General features: G+C 72.2%; 7 protein-coding genes. 1 reads left to right on the top strand and 6 read right to left on the bottom strand.

All coding sequences use genetic code 11. The features are described from left to right. Positions 1 to 103: 103 nt before the first annotated feature. The 5 genes from ABTZ17_RS25035 to ABTZ17_RS25015 all read right to left on the bottom strand — a co-directional run bounded on the left by ABTZ17_RS25035 (position 104) and on the right by ABTZ17_RS25015 (position 4,612). A complete protein-coding gene (locus ABTZ17_RS25035) occupies positions 104 to 595 on the bottom strand; it encodes a peptidylprolyl isomerase (RefSeq protein ID WP_352197947.1) in 492 nt (163 codons plus the stop codon). A 123-nt stretch (positions 596 to 718) separates the two neighbouring features. Then, complete coding sequence (locus tag ABTZ17_RS25030) at positions 719 to 1,825, bottom strand: hypothetical protein (protein WP_352197946.1); 1,107 nt, start codon at positions 1,823 to 1,825, stop codon at positions 719 to 721. Between the two features lie 219 nt (positions 1,826 to 2,044). After that, complete coding sequence (locus ABTZ17_RS25025) at positions 2,045 to 3,028, bottom strand: ABC transporter substrate-binding protein (protein ID WP_352197945.1); 984 nt, start codon at positions 3,026 to 3,028, stop codon at positions 2,045 to 2,047. Positions 3,029 to 3,179: 151 nt separating this feature from the next. Then, a complete protein-coding gene (locus ABTZ17_RS25020; RefSeq protein ID WP_352197944.1) occupies positions 3,180 to 3,842 on the bottom strand; it encodes an ABC transporter permease in 663 nt (220 codons plus the stop codon). Between the two features lie 2 nt (positions 3,843 to 3,844). Continuing rightward, on the bottom strand, positions 3,845 to 4,612 hold the full coding sequence (locus ABTZ17_RS25015) for an ABC transporter permease (protein ID WP_352197943.1): 768 nt from the start codon (positions 4,610 to 4,612) through the stop codon (positions 3,845 to 3,847). 131 nt (positions 4,613 to 4,743) lie between these two features. Between ABTZ17_RS25015 and ABTZ17_RS25010 the strand changes: the two genes are divergently transcribed. Further along, positions 4,744 to 5,742, top strand: coding sequence for an ABC transporter ATP-binding protein (locus tag ABTZ17_RS25010; RefSeq protein ID WP_352197942.1), 999 nt, complete (start codon positions 4,744 to 4,746; stop codon positions 5,740 to 5,742). A 118-nt stretch (positions 5,743 to 5,860) separates the two neighbouring features. On the opposite strand, the gene ABTZ17_RS25005 is transcribed toward ABTZ17_RS25010, so the two are convergent. After that, positions 5,861 to 6,976: an alpha/beta hydrolase gene (locus ABTZ17_RS25005; RefSeq protein WP_352197941.1), complete on the bottom strand. Its 1,116-nt coding sequence runs from the start codon at positions 6,974 to 6,976 to the stop codon at positions 5,861 to 5,863. Between the last annotated feature and the right edge of the window lie 34 nt (positions 6,977 to 7,010).

The raw sequence follows: 7,010 nt of genomic DNA, 5'->3' as shown, positions 1-7,010 counted from the left end.
GGCCCGTCTGCGTCAAGAGTAAAGACCACAACCGATCTCAAGGTGACAACGACGACGCACCCCGGGCGGGGTGCCGGCCTCCGGCGGTGCGCCGGGGTGCGACTCAGACGAGACCGCTGTCCTCGACGACGATCTTCTTGGCGGTGCGGCCGGAGCCGCTGCCGAGGGCCTCGACGGCCGTGACGACGTCCATGCCGGAGACGACCTCGCCGAAGACGACGTGCTTGCCGTCCAGCCAGCCGGTGACGACCGTGGTGACGAAGAACTGCGAGCCGTTGGTGTTCGGACCCGCGTTGGCCATCGACAGCAGGCCCGGGCGGTCGTGCTTCCGCTGGAAGTTCTCGTCCGCGAACTTCTCGCCGTAGATGGACTTGCCGCCGGTGCCGTTCTGGTTGGTGAAGTCACCGCCCTGGAGCATGAAGCCCGGGATGACGCGGTGGAACGGCGAGCCCTTGTAGCCGAAGCCGTGCTGGCCGGTGGCCAGCTCACGGAAGTTCTGGGCCGTCTTCGGCACGACGTCGTCGTACAGCTTGAACTCGATGCGGCCGAGCTTCTCGCCGTCGGCGGACACCTCGAAGAAGACGTTCTGACCCATGCTCTGCTCCTCTGGGATTCGAATTGTTCTTCTCCGAGCATAGGAGACGGTGCGCGACGGGCCGGGCACCGGCCGCCACGGGCGGCCCGGTGCCCGGCCCGCGGCCGGTCCCGGAGGGGGCGGTCAGGAGATCGCGGTGCGCAGCGTGACCACGTCGATGGGCTCGGTCTCGTCGTGTTCCGTCAGGTCGACGACCTGGCCGGTGACGGTCTGCTGCGGGTCCCGGGGCTTGAAGGCGGGCTCCCCGGACTCGGCCTTGTGGGCGGCGAGGGCCTCGGCCCCGACCACGTCGGCGAGGTCCTCGTTCTGGACGGCCTCGATGGCCGCGCGGGCCTCGTCGGCGCTCTTGGTGCCGAAGAAGTCGAAGCCGCCCTCCAGGCGGACCGCGGCGCGGCGGTCGGGGGCCGGTTCCACGGAGGTGGCGGCCGGGGCGGGGCGGCGGGCGGGCAGGGCGGCGCCCTGGGGGCCCGGCAGGGCGCGGCCGTGCTCGGGGGCGGGGGCGGCGGGGCGGGGCTCCGCGGGGGCGGCCTGAGCGGCCTCGGCGGCCGGGGCCTGCGCGGGGACGGCCGGGGCGTCGGCGGTAGGGGCCGGGGCGCCGGAGCCGGTGGGTCCGTCGGGGCCGGGGCGGGGCGGGGCCGGCGGCAGGGCGGCGGGGCCGGAGCGGCGGCCGGCCAGGGCGGTCAGCGCGGCGGCGGCGCGGGCGTAGCCCACGGCCGTCGGGGCGCCCGCGGCCGTGCGCTCCTCGGTGACCGCGGCCAGCTCGCCGGCCGGGGCGTTCGCCTCGATGGTGAGCAGGCGGCGGTCCTCCAGGACGCCGGCCCGCTCGGTCTCGGCGGTGGCGTAGCGGCGCAGCAGGGCCGCGTGCTCGCCGCGGAGCCCGGCCAGCTCCATGCGCTTGCTGCGGAGCTTCGCGTCGATCCGGGCCCGCAGCACGCGGGCCTCCTCCAGCCGGTTCTCCAGCTCGGCTATGCGGTCCTCGGTGCGCCATTCCTCGCGGACCCGCTCGCGGCCCAGCTCGGCGACGCGACGGCCGGCGGCGCGGTCCCAGCCGCGCATCACCACGGCCCCGGTGACCCCGGCCGCGGCGGTGAGGGCCACCAGGAGGCGCAGTGCCAGTGGTTCGGCGAGCAGCCAGGCGCCGGCGGCGCCCGCCAGGGAGACCCCGGCGATGGCCGAAGGGGTCAGCAGCCGGTGCAGCGGAGGTGATTGGCGATGGCGTCCACGTGGCATGGCCTGAAATTTACCGTGCGTGGCCCCGACGTGGGGCAGCCGCCCGGGAATCCGTTCCCGTCGGTTGCCCCACGAAGGGATCACAGCCCCGTCACGGGCCCTTCCGGTGCCTTCTCCGACCTCTTCTCCGACCGCTTCTCCGGGTCGGATCGGATGTCATCTCCGGTACCGGTCGAGCCCTTTTCCGGCCCCTTGTCCGGAACTGCGGGAGTTCCGCCGCTACTTCTTCAGGAGGCCCTTGGATTCCAGGTACTCCTTGGCCACGTCGGCGGGCTTGGCGCGCTCGGCGTCCACCTTGCGGTTGAGTTCCACCAGGTCGGCGGTGGTGAGCACCTGGGTGAGCTTTCCGAGGGCGGCGGCCACCTCGGGGGAGCCGGCCTCCTTCGCGTTCACCACGGGGAGCACGTTGTCGGCGTTCTGGAGCTTCTTGTCGTCCTCCAGGAGGACCAGCCCGTAGCCGTCCAGGGTGGCGTCCGTGGTGGTGGTCAGCACCAGCTGGTCCACCCCGTCCTTGACGGCCTGCTTGGACTGCGGGGTGCCGACGCCCTTCGGGTCGATGCCGGAAACCTTGATTCCGTACTTCTCCTTCAGGCCCACCGCGCAGAAGGGGCGCACCGCGCATTCGTCACCGGCGGCGATCTTCACCTCGATCTTGGACTTCCCCAGGTCCGAAAGGGTCTTGAGGTTGTTCTTCGCGGCGAATTCCTTGCTGACGGCGAAGGCGTTCTGGTCCACCGCCCCGCCCGCGGGCAGCACCTTCAGTCCGAGCGGGCCGGCCAGCTTCTCCAGCGCGGCCACGGTGGCGTTCACGTCGCTGGAGGCCACCGGCTTCTGCTCGGGCGCCTTCGGGCCGTTCACCTTGGCGTTGAGGAATTCCGCGAGGGTGGCCGCGTATTCCGGGACGACGTCGATCTCGCCCTTCTCCAGGGCGGGCTCGTACAGCTCGCGGTTGGCGACCGTGGTGATGCTCGCGCCGTAGCCGGCGTCCTTGAGCAGCTGGGCGTACAGCTCGGCGAGGACGTTGGACTCGGTGAAGCCGGCCGCGCCGACCACCAGCGAGCCCTTCTTCCCGCCCCCGGCGGAGGCGCTCGCCGAGCCGCCGTCCTTGCTCTTCTCCAGGCTGTCGCCGCCGCAGGCGGCGAGCGAGCCCGCCAGGGCCAGCGCGCCCAGGGCCGCGCCGAGGGCGCGAGTGGTCCTGCTCATCGGGGAACTCCGTTCGGTGGTACGTCGTGGACGGGTGGTCCCGGGACGGGTGGTCCCGGGGACGTGCGAAGTGTGGGTGCTGGCGGTCAGCGTCCGGTCTGCGACGCGGCCGGACCGCCGGCCGGTGGGGGCGGTCCCGTCCCGGGCGGCGTCAGCGGCGCACCGGGCCCAGCAGTCGGTCGGCGGCCACCAGGAACCCTTCGACCAGCAGGGCCAGCGCGGCCACCAGCACGGCTCCCGCGACGACCTGCGCGGTGTCGTAGGTGTTGAACCCAGCGGTGATGATGCGGCCGAGGCCGCCCTGACCGACCATCGCGGCGATGGTGGCGGTCGCCACCACCTGCACGGCGGCGGAGCGCAGACCCGTCATCACCAGCGGCCGGGCCAGGGGCAGTTCCACCTGCCGGAACAGCTGCGTGCCGGACATGCCCATGCCCCGCGCGGCCTCCACCACCGACCGGTCCACCTCGCGCATGCCCACGTAGGCGTTGGTCAGCAGCGGCGGCACCGCGAACAGCACGAGGGCCGTCACCGTCGGCACGTACCCGGCGCTGCGCAGCGGGGAGACCATGAACAGGGCGAGGACCGCGAAGACCGGCACCGCACGGCCCACGTTGGAGACGTTGACGGCGAGGGCGCCGCCGCGTCCGGTGTGGCCCAGCCACAGGCCGATCGGCAGGGCCACGGCGCAGGAGATCAGCAGGGCCAGTCCGCTGACGTAGACGTGTTCGCCGAGCCGGTGCCAGACGCCGCTCTCCCCGGACCAGTTCGCCCCGTCCGCCAGCCAGTTCCAGGCTTCTCCCAGTACGCCCACGGTCACGCCTTCCCGACCGGGGCGCCGGCCGCCCCGGAGGTCGGGGCGGTCCGGGACCGCCGCCCGTTCGGTCGGGAGCCGCCGGCGCCGCGGGTACCGCGGGAGGCCCGGGTCCACGGGGTCAGCAGCCGCTGCACGCCGAGGAGCAGCAGGTCGGCGACGAGGGCCAGGAGCACGCAGAGCACCGAGGCGGTGAGCACCTGGGCCTTGAAGGAGCTGTTCACGGCCGGGGCGATCAGATTGCCCAGGCCGCCCTTGCCGACGATCGAGCCGACGGTGGTCAGGGCCACGGTGGAGACGGTCGCGATGCGGATCCCCGCGAACAGGGCGGGCAGCGCGAGCGGCAGCTCCACCTGCCACAGCAGCCGCAGCGGTCCGTAGCCCATGCCGCGGGCCGCCTCCTTCACCTCCGCGGGGACGGCCTCCAGACCGGCCAGGGCGTTGCGCACCAGAATGGTCAGCGAGTACAGCACCAGGCCGGTGACCACCAGGCTCGCGGACAGTCCGAAGACGGGCAGGAGCAGGGAGAACATGGCCAGCGAGGGCACCGTGTAGAGGATGGTGGTCAGGGCCAGCACGGGTGCGGCGAAGTGGCGTCCCCGGCGGGCCAGCAGGGCCAGCGGCAGGGCCACCAGGAGGCCGAGGAGCACCGACAGGACCGTGATCCAGACGTGCTGGACGGTGGCGTCGGTCAGTTCCTCGCTGCGGGAGCGCACGTACTCCCAGCAGATCCAGTCGTTCGCCACCAGGCAGTTCTGCTGAACCGTCACTTCCCACCCCCCGTCACCGGCTGTCCTCCGTACGCGACCCTAACCCTTGTCCCCCGGAAGTGGCTTGATCCTTTGCCTGCGGGCAACACGTCCTTCACACTTCACCCGCGCGACTGAGCGAAGATGGCACGATGATCCGATTCGAGCAGGTGACCAAGCGCTACCCGGACGGGACCACCGCCGTCGAGGACCTCTCCTTCGAGGTGGCCGAGGGCGAGCTGGTCACCCTGGTGGGGCCCTCGGGCTGCGGCAAGACCACCACGATGAAGATGGTCAACCGCCTGATCGAGCCCACCTCCGGCCGGATCCTGCTGGCCGGGGAGGACATCGCCGCCGCCGACCCGGTGGAGCTGCGCCGCCGCATCGGGTACGTGATCCAGCAGGTGGGGCTCTTCCCCCACAAGACGGTCCTGGAGAACACCGCCACCGTGCCGCGGCTGCTGGGCACCGGCCGGGCCAAGGCCCGCGCCCGGGCGGCCGAGCTGCTGGAGCTGGTGGGGCTGGATCCGGCCGTGTACGGCGACCGCTACCCGGAGCAGCTCTCCGGCGGGCAGCGGCAGCGGGTCGGGGTGGCCCGGGCACTGGCCGCGGACCCGCCGGTGCTGTTGATGGACGAGCCGTTCGGGGCGGTGGACCCGGTGGTCCGCGAGCGGCTGCAGAACGAGTTCCTGGCCCTCCAGCGGACCGTGCGCAAGACGATCCTGCTGGTCACCCACGACCTGGAGGAGGCCGTCCGGCTCGGGGACCGGATGGCCGTGTACGGGCACGGGACCATCGAGCAGTTCGCCGCCCCGGCGGCCGTGCTGGCCGCCCCCGCCACCGACTACGTGGCCGGATTCGTCGGTTCGGACCGGGGCCTGAAGCGACTCGCGGTCACCGGGGTCTCCGAGGCCGACCTGGAGCCCGGCGGCTCGGAGCGGGGCGCCGCGGCCGGACTGCCCTCCGTGGAGCTGGGCGCCTCCCTGCGGCAGGCCCTGGCCCTGCTGCTCCAGGAGGACGCGGGCCGGATCGCGGTCACCGCCCCCGACACCGGTGAGGCGTTGGGCGTGCTGACCCCGGCGGGGGTGCACCGGGCACTGCGCCGGGCCGCCCCGCCGGAACCGGCCCCCACGGCCCCCACGGCCGACTGACCCGGCCCGGGGAACGCCGGAGCCCCCGGACGGCCTCGCCGTCCGGGGGCTCCGCGCTGTCGGGCGCGCCCGGGGGTCGGGATCAGGGGGCCGGCAGGTAGGCCCGGGGGCCCGTGGATCAGGCCGTGATGCGGCCGCTCATCCACTCCAGCATCGGGGGGATCTCCCGGCGCCAGGTGTTGAAGTTGTGGCCGCCGCTGTCGAGGACGATCGAGGAGACCCGGTCGGGGGACTTCACCAGCTTGATGAACTTCTTGGTGTCCGAGAGGTTGCCCTCGCCCGACTTGCTGCTGGTCACCAGGAAGGAGGTCGGCTCCGGCGAGGCCGGCAGGTCCTTCATGCTGCGCAGGATGTCGGAGCGCCGCTCCAGCGCCTCGTTCCCGTGGAAGAGGTCACCGGTGGTGGGGTCGTCCGGAGCCTTGTAGTACGCCGACAGGCCGGCGGCCGCCCCGAAGGTCTGCGGGTGGTGGAGGGTGATCTTCAGGGCGCAGTAGCCGCCGGTGGAATTCCCGATGAAGCCCATGTTCTGCGGCTTGTCACCGACGCGGTAGGTCTCCTTGACGGCCTTCGGCAGGTCCTTCGCGAAGAAGGTCTCCGTCTGCGGGCCGCCGGGGATGTCCACGCATTCCGTGTCCCGCGGCGGGGCCACGGTCGGCCGCAGCATCACCAGGATCATCGGCTTCATCTTTCCCGCCTTGACCTGCTTGAAGGCGGTCTTCGGGTAGTTCAGCCCTTTGATCAGGTTCTCCGCGGTGCCCGGGTATCCGGTGAGCACGAGGGCGGCCGGGAAGTTCTCCTTGGCGTACCGCGGCTGGAAGTACTCCGGCGGCAGGTAGACGTACGCCGGGCTGGTTATCTTCGACTTCTCCCCGGCGACCACCACCTTCTGGATCTGCCCGCCGACCGCGGGGTTCCCGCTGCCGGGGACGTCCAGCTTCTGGGTGCCGACGACCTTGATGTCCTTCGCCCCGGCGGAATGGTCGACCACCACTCCCATTTCGGTCTCCTGACCGAACAGGTCCGCCCAGGAGCCGTAGAAGAGGAACGATTTGTTGGCCGCGAGGCCCACCGCGGAGAACAGCGCCAACTGTGTCGCGAGGAGAAGTCCGATCCGGCCGGCGACCGCGCGCCAGGTGCGACCCGACAGCTTCGGCCACCACCAGACGGTGGCCGCGAAGAGCAGCACACCGGCCAGGATGGCGAGCGCCAGAACCGTATTGCTGGTGAGACCCATGAGCAGTCAGTGACTTTCTTGCCGGCGGTTTCGA

Origin of the sequence: Streptomyces sp. NPDC097619 (assembly GCF_040302735.1) — a bacterium.
Lineage (GTDB): Bacteria > Actinomycetota > Actinomycetes > Streptomycetales > Streptomycetaceae > Streptomyces.
The sequence above is the reverse complement of the archived record's forward strand: the minus strand, read 5'-3'. Positions and strand labels throughout refer to the sequence as shown.

Bases quoted from the DNA above. Each gene is read 5' to 3' on its own strand.
- ABTZ17_RS25035 (WP_352197947.1), bottom strand. From the start codon at position 595: ATGGGTCAGAACGTCTTCTTCGAGGTGTCCGCCGACGGCGAGAAGCTC.
- ABTZ17_RS25030 (WP_352197946.1), bottom strand. From the start codon at position 1,825: ATGCCACGTGGACGCCATCGCCAATCACCTCCGCTGCACCGGCTGCTG.
- ABTZ17_RS25025 (WP_352197945.1), bottom strand. From the start codon at position 3,028: ATGAGCAGGACCACTCGCGCCCTCGGCGCGGCCCTGGGCGCGCTGGCC.
- ABTZ17_RS25010 (WP_352197942.1), top strand. From the start codon at position 4,744: ATGATCCGATTCGAGCAGGTGACCAAGCGCTACCCGGACGGGACCACC.
- ABTZ17_RS25005 (WP_352197941.1), bottom strand. From the start codon at position 6,976: ATGGGTCTCACCAGCAATACGGTTCTGGCGCTCGCCATCCTGGCCGGT.